We start from the raw sequence: 13,427 nt of genomic DNA, 5'->3' as shown, positions 1-13,427 counted from the left end.
GATATTTTAAAGTGTTTTCGCTGCCGTGAGAATAGCAAAAAACTAAGGGAATTCTGCCAACATGATACTTGGTTTCGAAGAGATGATTGTGCGGTGCGTGAATGATGATGCCAAAATTCACATTCGCGAGGCGGTTCGCTGCTACGAAGCGGGGGCTTATCGTGCTGCAATCATCTCAACGTATGTTGCTGTTTGCTTCGACCTAATTGCGAAGTTGCACGGTTTGGCATCAGGTGGCGATCAAGAAGCCCAAAAAATTGTGGAAAATCTCGGCAAACTGCATGTGCAACAGCAAAACGGGGCAGCGCAGGCAATAAAGGGCTTGCTCGAAATCGAGCGTAACCTTCTTGAGGATTTTCGAGACAAATTCGATTTCTTTGGCCACCAAGAGTTTGAAGAGCTGACTCGGTTGCGTGCCGACCGCCATCGCTGTGCCCACCCGACATTCTCTCTTGATGCTTTGCCCTATGCTCCGGCAGCGGAGCTGGCGCGACTGCACATTCGCTCGGCCTTACATTACGTATTGTCGCAGCCAGCGCGCCAGGGAAAGGCGGCGCTCTCCAGCCTTCAAACAGTTGTAGTGTCACCTTATTTTCCCAGCGACCTTGAAGATGCCGTTATTCGCCTCCGAGGAACTGAACTCAGCAATGCACGCGACCCGCTCGTACGTGCTTTTGTGGATGATCTTGCTTTCGGTTGGCCAAGCCCGGAAAGTGCATATCATGCCCACGTGAATGTGTTTGTAGCGATAGACGCCGCTGTAGAAATGCACCGATCAATTGTGGTGCCTCGGCTTGTAGCAGCTATCAATAAGCTATCGGCAAGCGGTATCCCTGACGCAGTGCGTTTCGCTGCCGCAATGACGGTACGCGTTAGTGAGGCGGGAGAGTTGGTCAGCGAAGCTACGCAGGTTGTTCTGAAGACTTGGCTCAAGCAAGACGATGCAGATGATAAAGGATTTGCGGTCAAGGCCGCGCTTAAATTGGGCTGGTGGCGCGAGGACGCGCTCAAAGCACTTGAGACACTCGGTGCCGACCAGCTGGTTGATGTTACCGATCCCCCTGCAGAAATTATATCTCGTGTCGCTCAGATCTATGGGACTGCGTCAAACTGGAATGAAGCCAATGCGCTCGCTGGTAGCATTGCCAACCCTCTCGCTGATCGCTTTTCGCCGGAAGATATCGCTGGTGTGTTTAGTGCCACAAACAACGGGGCTGACCTTCGAGGAAGCCTTGGTTTTCGTGAGTTCATCAAGCTGCTTTATGCCAAGAATGAGATCAGCAATGCCGACCTTGAGTCTCTCTTGGATGAGCACCATTTGGAAGCCTACAAGCGGGCTGAGCAAACGGTGGCAAGTTGACTAGACGATTGTTGCACAACTTTTCATAAGGACTCCGAAAACTGAACCAGAGTGGAGGGCTGCAGCGACTTGTGGCCATTCACGCCCAACGCAGCAACGGCAACTCTTAGCTCGATTTGGAATCTGGCTGAGATCCCCACGAATGTCCGGAGGGCGATCTGACCAATAGGGTCCAACTTGGTCACTGCCGCCAGTTTCTCGATTGGTTTGCTAGGATGCTCGCTTCACCAATCGCTATCAGGTCGCCAACATAGTCTTTCAAATAAGAGCCATGTTGTGGTGGCGATCGCTCGGTTGCTAATGACATTGCTCTTGCAAAGCCCATTGCTAAGGAAGCAGAATCTGCCTGCCACCACTTTTCGAACTGTGCAGATAGCTTGGCTTCGAGATCTAGAAGGTTCTCGGCATCAAGGAAAAGTAGGGGAGCAACCTGTGCGATTGCTTTGTCAGCAGTTGCCAAAATAAAGCGATCAGAATCGTGATTGGAGGAAGTTGCGTGTCGGACTAGTTCGCTAAGGTAAGTAACATCCCACGCTGCGTTTTTTATGCCATTCAAAGCTCGGTCTCGATTTGGCGACCTTAGCTGTTTGAACATGCCCGCTTTGGTGGCAAACGGAGCGAAATACATCGCGCAATATATGGCTGCAGGTCCAGCGAGCATGAAATCAGAAATCATCCACTCAAGAAGCGCTAACATTCGTTCCTTTGGGCTTAGGTCAGAGAGCTCCAACTCTGCGGCCTTCAGCATTACAGTATAATTGCGTCGCCATCGGAACAGAGGTTTTGAAAGATCATATTCTTCTAGTCCTGTTGGTGCCGACAAAGGAAGTGCATCTTCCCGTCCGAGGGCAACGTCAATCCAAGCCCGTGCTTGGCCATGATCGGCCGCACGGAACCAGCGAAGCTCCTCTGACGCGTCGGCATTGCTGTTCAGGTGAGCAAGTTCGTGAAATGCGATCGATGGATCGATGTTCAGATTCACAGATTGCGCTAGAGCCATGAGGTCAACTGCGATTTGTGTTGGACCGTTTAGCGGACGGACGGCTCCATCACGCGCGATCTGGGCCATACGTGACGCGACATTGCGGTCAACAATGACAGTTGTACTCGCTTGATCAACCAACTCAGAATACAAGAATGCTTCAATCGAGGCTAAGCCTGCAACTGGAGCTATGAAGCCTGGAACCAGACAGTTGGATGCCGCCAGTCTGGTAGCAATGCTTTTGACATCATCATATGGAAAGTCGCTCCCAATTGAAAAAATGACTGTAGCATCTTCTTCTAATTCCAAGTGTTTACTCCACCTAAAAGCAAAATTGCCGTTTGTTTGAGGTTACCTCTTCACGAGTAGCGCGGTCCTATTACCAGCCACATATTCTATCAATATGAAGACGGCTGATATCAAAATATCTCCTTAGCGATCCAACAGATATCTTAGCTGAGTATTCAGATGGGCAAACCCATTGATCACGCCGTCAAAAACATGGTCAAGCGCACGGCCATACCCTTGATTTATCGTCGCAGTATCGAAACCAAGAGATTCTAAATGAGGTAGTACAGAACCTGCATCATGTGCATCTGAGATACGTAAGTCATTGTTTACAAAAAGGGCTGCAACATTGGGGTTTCGGCATGCCAAATCATCGGGCTCCGGGCTCGACCCGAATGCGTCGACTTCCTCTCCATCAGAATTCAGCCTTTCGACAACATTCAACAGCGCCTGGATTAGCCTTAGGCTGGCCAGATCTTTGATGTCTTTTCGGGCATGGCCCGCTTCTTTGAGCAGGTTACGTAGTATGGCATTTGGTATCCGCTGCCAGAGCTCATGGATACTCTTACACCTAGATAAGAAAGCCTGTTCGGTCATGGACAGAGGTGCCACTTGAGCGAGACGGGAGATTTCAGGGTAGTTTAGCCATCCATTTTGGTTGAGGTCCGTGCGAGAAAACCCGACGATGTCTTCGACAGTTGAGTTTATGCCCAAGTTCAAGTTTAAGGCAGTTAATCCGTCCCCTAAGTCTAATATTTCAGCTACGAACCTGTCCACCTTGGCAACGATATGCTCTTCGCCTAAGTCAAAAGTTTCGATTTTGGACGGGTCCAAAGCATAAGACATAGCATGAAGAATCTCGCGATCAGGCTTCGGCTTATATAACTCGCGCATAGGCACCTTAAGCAAGTTACGCCCGGTTCGAACACTCTCTGTAAAACACCACTGCCCTAGGTAGGATGGGCTGCAATGCCAACGCCCGTGTACATTAACGGGTACTGTATCGAAGAAGCTACTTTGTTCGTATCGCTCCAAGAATTGATCATCCAGATACACTGGCTCGGCGGCCACGAGGGCGTTCGCCCTGTCATGGGTCATTGGCTCACTCGCACCGGGCCATTTGACCCCATCAGCTGATTGTTCTGGGCTCAATTCAGGAGCAACGGCAACAACTGAAGCCCAGACCTGAACAAGCAATCCGCCCTTGAATTCTCGAATATCCAGCCGAAACCATCCATTCTCAGGTTCGATTAGGACGTGAGACTGACCATCCATCAACGCTCTAAGATCCTCGCAATCGGCTAACAAGCTTTCATAAAAGAAGACCCTGGCACCATACATTCCTCGCATCCAAAGGTACCGTCTCAAGTATTCGTTCGACATAATCCAACGGACGTCGCGCTGTGAAGAGAAGTAATATTGGGTAGAGACCTCGCCCTCAGCGACGCCGAATTCTGGCAACGAAAGATCGTCGTAGATGATGCGTTGCTCATCTCCACCGAGGACGCGGGATGACAGCCCCAATGCCATCCAAACCTTCTCAGACAGAGCGTAGCTATAGAACGATCCTCCGCCCCAAGACGCGACAATATAATCGTAGCCCGCTACTGAAGGCACAAACTTTGACAGATCGCCTTGGTTTTCGATGTCTGGAACCGAAAACGAAACAACTCCATGATTTGCCTCACGTACCACACTCAATGAGCCAAGATCTTTCTCTGGCACCGCAGCCATGATCATGTGAATGTATTCGCGGTTCGGTCCGTAGTGATCTTTTTCCCAACGTTTCGTTACTTCAACCTGTAGCGTTGGATCTTGCCCAACCGGTTCTAATAACGCCTGAAGTTTGGGTGGAAGTATTGCTAGAGGTATCGGAAATTCATCTTGATAGTCTGTGATCACGAGGTTGCCTCAAATTTGGACTTCAGTTTAAAAATCAAATGCTTGCGTGATTTTGTGGTTTCGCATTGATAAGATCACGCAAGCCTCTAGAATTTTTCGTCGTCGTTTGATGACTCTGCAATAGAACGTCCCGCAAGAACCTCGTAGGCCGCTGCCTGTCTATCGCGAAGTGAGCCTGGCTTTGGAGAGCTTTTTCTAATTCTGCCAGCCAGCCAGAGCAGCACCCGAGCTTCTATGCCCGTAGCGTCAGTAGCTGAGGGCGTTGGATACTTCTCTTCTAACGCGGCCACGATCTCTTGTGAAAGACTTCTGCGGTTAAGCGAAGCCATTTCTTCAACCCGGATTTTGAGATCGGCGGGAAGCATTAGCTTGAACTGAATCGGCGTGTTTTCACTCATACACACAACATGGACAATTTCTGTCCTTGAATAAACGGACATTTTATGTCCTGATAGTGATCAATCAAGAGGGAACGTGATGAAGACCACGCAGTTCAAATTGATCCTACCCGCCGATGTGAAGGCTTGGTTGGAAACTGAGGCGAAGAAAAACCTTCGCTCGCAAAGCGCTCAGATAGTTACCTGTCTCCGAACTGAGATGACGAAAGGTACCGACTCTCCACGCGCATAGGAAAGGCGAAGGACATGTCCAAATTCGATGGATCGATTGGCTCCAAAATACTTGATGAGGGAATGACACCAGCTCAATGGATCGTCGTTCTAGGTGAGAAGGACATCATCATCTCTGAGCGCACCTTGCGCGAGAAAGCTAGGGAAAAGGGCGCTTACTATTGCCTTGCCAGAACCATGCTGATCACGCCTCGACAGATCGACATCATCTATGAGGAAGGTCAGCCATGCCACTTAAAATCTACAAGCGAGGCCTCTACTACTGGGTCAAAGGGCAGGTCGAATACAACGGCAGGCCGATCACCGGCACATATCGGCGAAGCACTAAGGCATCTACAGAAGAGGGCGCACGGGACTGGGTAGCGATTGAAACTGAAATGCAGATACGTCGACATGTTGTCGGCGATGAGATCAGCAAAACATTTTCAGATGCGATCTTGCTCTACAACGCCTCCGAAGAAGACGCTGAGCGACTCATTCCAATTGTCAAAAAGATTGGGGCCATGCCGCTGACGGACATCACAGGCGCTTTGTTGAAGGGGTTTGGGCCAGATTGGAAACCGATGGCATCGACCGATACTTGGTGGAGGGAAATCGTTACACCAGCAAGCGCTGTCATCAATAATGCACACCAGTTATTGGGAACGCCTCTCATCCGCGTAAAGCCCTATAGTAAATTTGAACGCATTTCGCAGGACAAATTGCGCGACAAGCCGAGTCGTGTTGAGCGTACCCCTGCGGACAAGACGTGGATCGAGGCATTTTGCAGCGCAGCTGATCCGTACAACGCGGCGTTGGTCCGGTTCATGTTCGAGACGGCGGCGCGGATCGATCAGTCTGTTTCGTTAGTGCCTCATGATCTGCGGCCCGCCGAGAACAAGGTCAGGGTGAAGGCCCAGAAGGGACATCCCGAGAGCTGGATCACGGTATCGCCAGAGATGATGGACGAAATGCTGGCCTTGCCACCAAAGCGACCCAAGAACCGCAAGACCGATAAATTCATGAAGCCGCGCGTTTTTGGCTATGGCAGCTCGACCGGATACAACACACGCTGGAAGACCATCTGCAAGCGGGCTGGTATCCAATACCTATCCGCGCACCAAGCAGGGCGTCATGGGTTCTTCACTGAATTAGTTGTCCGGCAGGGTGTCGATCCCGTAACTGCGGCCAAAGCTGGTCGCTGGGCTGATCCTAATTTGCCGATGCGTATCTATGCCCACGCAGAGACGGATGAGGCCGATGTCAGGGCTCGTTTTCGTACAAACCATGTACAGATAGACCCTGTACAAACACCCAAACAACGGAAATCAAAGAAGGAATAGCGCTATGAACGGTTCCCTCCTAAGGGGCAGGTTGCAGGTTCGAATCCTGCCGGGGTCACCAGACTATGGTGGTTCAGGCCCGCTTAAGCCTAGCTTTGCGCAACAACATTAACTATTGTCGGCAATGATCAAGTCGGTCCCGGCTGTTCTGCAGAGGGTTTCAATTTGTGGGGGAGGCCGGGAGTCGGTTACGAAGCTGTTAACATTCGCGAGGGATGCTATTTTGGCGGGGGCTTTGCGATCGAATTTGGAAACATCCGCGGCAAGAATGATATGATCGCTTTGTTTGAAGATTGCGCGGCTCACAGCGACTTCCTGAGGATCGAAGTCTAGGATATCTCCGTCGACATGCAATGCCGAGCATCCGATTAGCGAGAAATCAAAGCGATATTGACTGGTAATATGCTGGGTGACTGCGCCTATGAGGCCGCCGTCTGACTTTCGAAGGCTGCCTCCTGTTACAATCACATCAACGTTCGGGTTTTCTGATAAAATAAGGGCGATGTGGATGTTGTTGGTGACGACAAGCAATCCCTGATGCTGGAGCAGTTCTGCGGCAACTGCCTCTGTCGTTGTGCCGATATTGAGGAAAACACAGCAGTCGTTCGGGATCAGCTTTGCGCATCGGCGTGCAATGTCTACCTTGGACGACTGGTTGAGTTGGCGGCGATCATTGTAGCCGATGTTCACGGTGGTAGAAGGCAGTACCGCACCGCCGTGCACGCGTTCTAGCTGACCGGCATCGGACAGCTCGGCGAGATCGCGACGGATTGTTTGGGGTGTCACGCCGAAATGCTCGACCAACCCTTCAACGGTCACGCGCCCTTCGCGGCGGGCGATGCCGATTATTTCAGGCTTTCGAAGTGTCGCGACCATATCACATACCTTCCGCACGACTCAGACAGCAGCGCGTTTTACTAAATCTCACAACGGATAATTGTTCTCTTGTTAATTGAAGTCCAGCGGAGCGCGCGGAAACACTGCATTGACTGGGAATCTGTGCTGAAATTCGTTTGTAAAAACATATGGATATAAAAAGCGAACAAAAAGGAACATTTTTATCTTTCTTTTGTGATCGTTTGTTGTCACAAATTGTCGCAGCGTAATATTGGCTACTGGGGGGGACACCGAATGACGGCTCATTTCGATTTGTTGGTCATCGGTGGTGGAATAAACGGTTGTGGCATCGCGCGTGATGCTGCAGGGCGCGGCTTGAGCGTAGGGCTGGCCGAGATGAACGATATCGGCTCTGCGACCTCTGGCGCTTCAACCAAATTGTTCCATGGTGGCTTGCGCTATCTTGAATATTTCGAAATCGGGCTTGTGCGTAAAGCATTGATTGAGCGCGAAATTTTGCTCAGAGCAATGCCGCATATCTCGTGGCCCATGCGATTTGTGCTGCCGTATCACAAAAGCATGCGGTTCGATTCGACCACACCCACGTCCAAACTGCTCGGCGTACTTATGCCGTGGATGAAAGGGCGCAGACCTGCATGGCTCATCCGGTTGGGGCTGTTTCTCTATGATAATCTGGGGGGACGCGAAATTCTGGAAGGGACTAAAAGCCTGGACTTGCGAAGCTCTGTTGAAGGTAAGGCGCTGAACTCCAAGTTCGAGAAAGCCTATGAGTATTCCGACTGTTGGGTTGAGGATTCGCGGCTTGTGGTGCTGAATGCCCGCGATGCGCAAGCGCGCGGCGCGACGATTATGGTGCGCGAAAAAGTCGTATCTTCTGATGTGAAGGACGGCATTTGGCATGTCACTCTTGCCAACTCGGCCTCTGGCGAGACACGTGATGTGACCGCACGTATGGTAGTGAACGCTGCGGGTCCGTGGGTAGGTGATGTGCTGCGCGGTGCATTAAAGAGTAACAGCCAGTCGGATGTGCGGCTGGTGCGCGGCAGCCATATCGTGACAAAGCGCTTGTTCGAGCATGAGAAATCATATTTCTTTCAGGGTACAGATGGCAGAATCATATTTGCCATCCCTTACGAAACTGATTTCACCCTGATCGGCACCACGGACGAGGATCACCCTGATCCGTCAGCCAAGCCTGAATGTACGCCGCAAGAGCGCGATTATCTGATCAATTTCATAAACCAGTATCTGAACAGCCCGATTGCGGCGGATGATGTAGTTTGGACCTATTCAGGTGTGCGTCCGCTTTATGATGACGGTGCCACCTCGGCTTCGGCTGCTACGCGTGACTATGTTCTGACAATGGATCATAGCCGTGGTGCGCCTGCGCTGAATGTCTTCGGTGGCAAGATAACGACATATCGTTGTCTTGCCGAAAATGCACTGGACGAGGTCAAAACAGTGTTTGCCGACCTCAAAGGGTCTTGGACCGCAGGTGTGGCACTTCCTGGTGGTGATTTTCCGGTGAACGGTGTTGACGTTCTGATTGCTGAACTGCGCGCTGCGCACACTTTTATCTCGCAACGCTGGGCAACCCGCCTGATCCGCGCCTACGGGACTGATGCGGCAAAAATGCTTGCGGGTGCGACCGCGCAGATTGATCTGGGTAAGGCGTTTGGTGCCACCCTCACAGCGCGCGAAGTCGCTTGGTTGATGGATCATGAATACGCCCGCGAGGCATCGGATGTTGTCTGGCGGCGCAGCAAACTTGGCCTGCGAATGACCAAGGAAGAGATCGCGCAGCTAGACGCGTGGATGAAAAAGAGACTTCAGAATCCGCTTGTCGCGGCAGCTGAATAAAGGGGCGTTATGACACTTGAACTCAGAGGTGTGTCGAAGGTGGTTGAGGGTGTGACGCACATCCACCCGACACAACTAACACTGGAAAAGGGAACAATGAATGTTCTTCTGGGGCCCACGCTCTCGGGAAAGACATCGCTCATGCGGCTGATGGCGGGGCTGGATGTGCCGACAACGGGTCAGGTCTTCTGGCAGGGTGTGGACGTGACAGGCATGCGCGTACAGGACCGCAAGGTCGCAATGGTCTACCAGCAGTTCATCAATTATCCGTCGATGACAGTATATGACAACATTGCCTCGCCGCTGCGGCTGATGGGCAAGTCGAAATCCGAAATTGAATCGGCGGTGCAAAAGGCCGCTGACTTGATGCAGCTTACTCCGATGTTACAGCGCAAACCGCTGGAACTGTCGGGCGGCCAGCAGCAACGCTGCGCGTTAGCCCGTGCATTGGTCAAAGATGCGGGCCTGGTCCTGCTAGATGAGCCTCTGGCAAACCTCGACTACAAATTGCGCGAAGAATTGCGCGTGGAGATTCCCAAGATTTTCGAAGAGGCAGGCTCGATTTTTGTCTATGCCACAACCGAGCCAGAGGAAGCGCTGCTGCTGGGTGGCAACACTGCCGCGATGTGGGAGGGCCAAGTGACCCAGTTTGATCTGACGCCCAAAGTGTACCGCCAACCGGTCAATGCTACGACAGCGCGGGTGTTCAGTGATCCGCCCATGAACTTTCTCAAAGTGCACAAGACGGGCGACCAGATCATATTTGGCGATAGCCAAATAGCGCCCGCCGCGGGTCCGCTGGCACGGCTGGCAGATGGAAGCTATCTGGCTGGGTTCCGCCCAAATCATCTGGAAATCACGTCGCAGTCGGCAAGCGGTATTGCCTTTGAGGCAACCCTGATCGTGACCGAGCTGACAGGCTCGGAGACATTCGTGCACCTGGACCATCTGGGCGACAAATGGGTCGGGCTGATCCACGGAGTACACGATCTGCCGCTTGGCCAGCCGCTTACGGTCCATCTGGACCCGAGCCATGTCTACATCTTCAGCGAGCAAGGCGATCTTGTCGCGCCCGCCTCGTATGCGCTTGCGGCCTGAGGGGGTATACCATGGCAAAGATCACACTCGATAACCTAGCACATTCCTATTACCCCAAACCAAAGGGCGAGGATGATTTCGCGCTCAAAGAGCTGAATCACGTCTGGGCTGATGGGGAGGCTTATGCGCTGCTTGGCTCTTCGGGCTGCGGGAAATCGACACTGTTGAACATCATCTCGGGTCTCTTGCACCCTAGTCAGGGGCGCATCCTGTTCGATGATGTGGACGTTACCCATGCAACCACTGCGGACCGCAACATCGCGCAGGTGTTCCAGTTTCCCGTTGTCTACGACACGATGACAGTGCGCGACAATCTGGCCTTTCCGCTGAAAAACCGCGGTGCCAGTGCGCAGTACATCGCGCAGCGTGTGCAGCAGATCGGCGCGATGATCGGGATGGAGGCGGAGCTGGACAAGCGCGCGCGCGGTCTGACGGCAGATGCCAAGCAGAAAATCTCTCTGGGCCGTGGTATGGTGCGTGAGGACGTGAACGCGCTGCTATTTGACGAGCCGCTGACAGTAATCGATCCGCACATGAAATGGGAATTGCGCACGCAGTTAAAGTCGCTGCACCACGAATTTGGTCATACGATGATCTATGTCACGCATGACCAGACCGAAGCGCTGACATTCGCTGACAAAGTGGTCGTGATGTATGATGGTCGCGTTGTGCAAATCGGTACGCCGCAGCAGTTGTTTGAAAAACCGGAGCATACCTTTGTTGGCTACTTCATCGGCTCACCGGGAATGAACGTGATCCCCGCCTCGGTTACGGGCAAGACGGCCACGGTTCACGGAAGCGCCATTGAATTGCAGCGCGGTTATAGCGGCCTCGATGGTAAGGTCGAGATTGGCGTGCGTCCCGAGTTTGTGTCACTGACGGAGGGTGAAGGCCTGCCTGTCCGCATCCGCCGTGTTGAGGACGTAGGCCGCCACAAGATCGTGCGTGCAGAACTGTTCGGCAACGAGATAAATATCGTCGCTGGCGAAGGCACGGCCATTTCACCCGATATGAACAAGATCACATTCGATACCAGCCATGTGAATGTCTACGTGAATGACTGGCTCATAGAGGGGGAGGCCGCCTGATGGAAAAGACAGTCAATCAAAAGGCGTGGTTCCTGATCCTGCCTGTATTGTTGCTGGTCGCTTTCTCGGCGGTGATCCCGCTGATGACAGTAGTGAATTATTCAGTGCAGGACACCTTCGGCAATAACCAGTTCTTCTGGGCGGGGTTGGAGTGGTTTGATGATATGCTGCGCTCCGAGCGTATGTGGGATGCGCTGGGCCGCCAGTTGATGTTCTCCGCGATCATTCTGACAATTCAGATTCCGTTGGGGATCTTTGTGGCGCTTAACATGCCCAAAAGCGGATTTTGGTCCAGCTTTTGTCTGGTCGTGATGTCACTGCCGTTGCTGATCCCGTGGAATGTGGTTGGTACGATCTGGCAGATTTTTGGTCGCGTTGATATCGGGCTGTTGGGCTATACGCTGGATGCGCTGGGCATCTCGTACAACTATACCCAAGACAGCTTTGCCGCTTGGGCCACGATCATTGTGATGGACGTGTGGCATTGGACCTCGCTCGTCGCATTGCTGGCCTTTGCAGGTCTCAAGTCCATCCCCGATGCCTATTATCAAGCGGCCAAGATTGATCAGGCAAGCCGCTGGGCAATCTTTCGCTACATCGAGTTGCCCAAAATGATGGGCGTGCTGATGATCGCGATCCTGTTGCGGTTTATGGACAGCTTCATGATCTATACCGAGCCGTTTGTGGTGACAGGGGGCGGGCCTGGCAACTCGACTACGTTGCTGTCGATTGATCTGGTGAAAATGGCGCTGGGGCAATTTGATCTTGGCCCCGCGGCTGCTTTCTCGATCATGTATTACCTCGTAATTTTGCTGATCTCATGGGTGTTCTACACCGTGATGACCAACCTCGATAACAAAGGGGGTTGATATCATGACCACCAAATCCACCCCGTCCGCACCTGTTGCCGCAGCGGCTAAGAAGCGGTTCAAGATTAACGGCTCGCTGATCGTGATGACGCTTTATTTGCTGTTCCTGATGCTGCCGCTTTACTGGCTGCTGAACATGAGCCTCAAAACGAACACGGAAATCCTCAATTCCTTTACGCTGTTCCCGCGTGATCTGACATTCGCCAATTACGCCACCATTCTGACAGATGCGTCATGGTACATGGGCTACGTTAACTCGCTTATCTATGTGGTAATGAACACAGTAATCAGCCTCGCAGTGGCACTGCCTGCAGCATATGCGTTCAGCCGCTATCACTTCATGGGCGACAAGCATTTGTTCTTTTGGTTGCTGACCAACCGCATGGCGCCGCCTGCTGTGTTCGCGCTGCCATTCTTTCAGCTTTATTCATCCGTCGGTCTGTTTGACACCCACATCGCCGTTGCATTGGCGCACTGCCTGTTCAATGTGCCGCTGGCCGTGTGGATCCTCGAAGGTTTCATGCGCGGCGTTCCAAAAGAGATCGATGAGACAGCCTATCTGGACGGCTACAGCTTTGGGCGGTTCTTTATCAAGATTTTCACGCCACTGATCGCCTCGGGCATCGGGGTCGCAGCATTCTTTTGCTTCATGTTCTCGTGGGTCGAATTGCTGCTCAGCCGCACGCTGACTACGGTAGATGCAAAACCCATCGCCGCAATTATGACGCGGACCCAAGGCGCCGCTGGCATCGACTGGGGCGTGCTGGCTGCGGCAGGTGTGCTCACCGTCGTGCCAGGTGCTTTGGTGATCTATTTTGTCCGTAACTACATCGCCAAGGGCTTTGCCCTAGGGCGCGTATAATCAGGAGGCTACCCCAATGGAATGGATGGCTTGGACATGGCCCACAGCAATCTTCTTTATCTGTATCGGCACCATACTGACTGTTTTTACGGTGCTGGCGATCAAGTATCCCGAAACACCCCGTAAGGGGATTTTACGAATTGAGACGACACGCGGTGACCGTCTCTTCATCACACTACTCGGCTCTGCCTTTCTGAATTTGGCATGGCTGGGGGTGGTCGGTGCGAACCAACCGTTCGCATTGATAGTCTGCCTGATCTACGCCGCAGCGGTGTTTCGCTGGGTGTAGAGTGGGGGAAGACATCAGGG

At 52.5% G+C, this 13,427-nt stretch carries 12 protein-coding genes; 8 read left to right on the top strand and 4 right to left on the bottom strand.

The features are described 5' to 3' along the window. Positions 1–61: 61 nt before the first annotated feature. Positions 62–1,360, top strand: coding sequence for a hypothetical protein (locus tag Q0903_RS05465; RefSeq protein ID WP_299413529.1), 1,299 nt, complete (start codon positions 62–64; stop codon positions 1,358–1,360). Positions 1,361–1,541: 181 nt separating this feature from the next. Here Q0903_RS05465 and Q0903_RS05460 read toward each other — a convergent pair whose 3' ends face one another. The 3 genes from Q0903_RS05460 to Q0903_RS05450 form a co-directional block, all read right to left on the bottom strand. After that, a complete protein-coding gene (locus Q0903_RS05460; RefSeq protein ID WP_299413526.1) occupies positions 1,542–2,651 on the bottom strand; it encodes a hypothetical protein in 1,110 nt (369 codons plus the stop codon). A gap of 123 nt (positions 2,652–2,774) precedes the next feature. Continuing rightward, the gene (locus Q0903_RS05455) at positions 2,775–4,532 is read right to left on the bottom strand and encodes a hypothetical protein (RefSeq protein WP_299413524.1); all 1,758 of its coding nucleotides are present in this window, start codon (positions 4,530–4,532) and stop codon (positions 2,775–2,777) included. Between the two features lie 86 nt (positions 4,533–4,618). Next, entirely contained in the window at positions 4,619–4,972 is a 354-nt protein-coding gene (locus Q0903_RS05450) for a hypothetical protein (protein WP_299413521.1), read from the bottom strand. Between the two features lie 416 nt (positions 4,973–5,388). Here Q0903_RS05450 and Q0903_RS05445 point away from each other — a divergent pair, with 416 nt between their 5' ends. Beyond that, a complete protein-coding gene (locus Q0903_RS05445; RefSeq protein ID WP_299413519.1) occupies positions 5,389–6,483 on the top strand; it encodes a tyrosine-type recombinase/integrase in 1,095 nt (364 codons plus the stop codon). 108 nt (positions 6,484–6,591) lie between these two features. On the opposite strand, the gene Q0903_RS05440 is transcribed toward Q0903_RS05445, so the two are convergent. After that, entirely contained in the window at positions 6,592–7,359 is a 768-nt protein-coding gene (locus Q0903_RS05440; RefSeq protein ID WP_299413517.1) for a DeoR/GlpR family DNA-binding transcription regulator, read from the bottom strand. 255 nt (positions 7,360–7,614) lie between these two features. Between Q0903_RS05440 and glpD the strand changes: the two genes are divergently transcribed. From glpD to Q0903_RS05410, 6 genes are read left to right on the top strand one after another with little or no spacing between them, the layout of a single operon-like run. Continuing rightward, the gene (gene glpD, locus Q0903_RS05435; RefSeq protein ID WP_299413514.1) at positions 7,615–9,201 is read left to right on the top strand and encodes a glycerol-3-phosphate dehydrogenase; all 1,587 of its coding nucleotides are present in this window, start codon (positions 7,615–7,617) and stop codon (positions 9,199–9,201) included. A 9-nt stretch (positions 9,202–9,210) separates the two neighbouring features. After that, the gene (locus Q0903_RS05430; protein ID WP_299413512.1) at positions 9,211–10,299 is read left to right on the top strand and encodes an ABC transporter ATP-binding protein; all 1,089 of its coding nucleotides are present in this window, start codon (positions 9,211–9,213) and stop codon (positions 10,297–10,299) included. Positions 10,300–10,310: 11 nt separating this feature from the next. Continuing rightward, on the top strand, positions 10,311–11,387 hold the full coding sequence (locus Q0903_RS05425) for an ABC transporter ATP-binding protein (RefSeq protein ID WP_299413509.1): 1,077 nt from the start codon (positions 10,311–10,313) through the stop codon (positions 11,385–11,387). Then, positions 11,387–12,256 carry a sugar ABC transporter permease gene (locus tag Q0903_RS05420; protein WP_299026141.1) on the top strand — a complete coding sequence of 290 codons (870 nt, stop codon included), beginning with the start codon at positions 11,387–11,389 and terminating at the stop codon, positions 12,254–12,256. Before Q0903_RS05425 ends, Q0903_RS05420 begins: the two co-directional genes overlap by 1 nt. Positions 12,257–12,260: 4 nt before the next feature. Then, positions 12,261–13,118, top strand: coding sequence for a carbohydrate ABC transporter permease (locus tag Q0903_RS05415; RefSeq protein WP_299026138.1), 858 nt, complete (start codon positions 12,261–12,263; stop codon positions 13,116–13,118). Positions 13,119–13,134: 16 nt separating this feature from the next. Next, positions 13,135–13,407: a DUF2160 domain-containing protein gene (locus Q0903_RS05410; RefSeq protein ID WP_299026135.1), complete on the top strand. Its 273-nt coding sequence runs from the start codon at positions 13,135–13,137 to the stop codon at positions 13,405–13,407. Positions 13,408–13,427 lie beyond the last annotated feature (20 nt).

Source organism: uncultured Sulfitobacter sp., assembly GCF_947502895.1.
Taxonomy (GTDB): domain Bacteria; phylum Pseudomonadota; class Alphaproteobacteria; order Rhodobacterales; family Rhodobacteraceae; genus Sulfitobacter.
Note: the sequence above shows the minus strand (reverse complement) of the source record. Positions and strands in the feature narration are given on the sequence as shown.